General features: G+C 49.0%; 1 pseudogene (running past both ends of the window). It reads left to right on the top strand.

The window, feature by feature from the left end:
• A pseudogene (locus tag COU47_02765) lies at positions 1 to 243 on the top strand (hypothetical protein) (it extends past both window edges: 824 nt to the left, 1186 nt to the right).

Here is a 243-nt window from a genome sequence, read left to right as displayed (position 1 = left end):
ATCCAATCTTCCTGATGTTATCGTCACAGCGCTTTCCTACTCAAATGGCTCATTCACCGCAACCGTAAAGAATCAGGGTTCTGTAGCGGTCTCATCCGGAACGACGATCGGTGTAGGATATTTTGTGAATGGTACACAGCGAACGTGGGGTTCCGTATTGGGGCCTCTCGCAGCAGGAGCATCTGTGAACATTGGAACACAGGGAGGAAGTTATACCATTCCAAGTGGAACACACACCATCAT

This window comes from Candidatus Niyogibacteria bacterium CG10_big_fil_rev_8_21_14_0_10_46_36, from assembly GCA_002772995.1.
In the GTDB taxonomy this organism is placed as follows: Bacteria; Patescibacteriota; Minisyncoccia; order 1-14-0-10-42-19; family 1-14-0-10-42-19; genus 1-14-0-10-46-36.
This window is presented reverse-complemented; position numbering and strand designations above follow the sequence as displayed.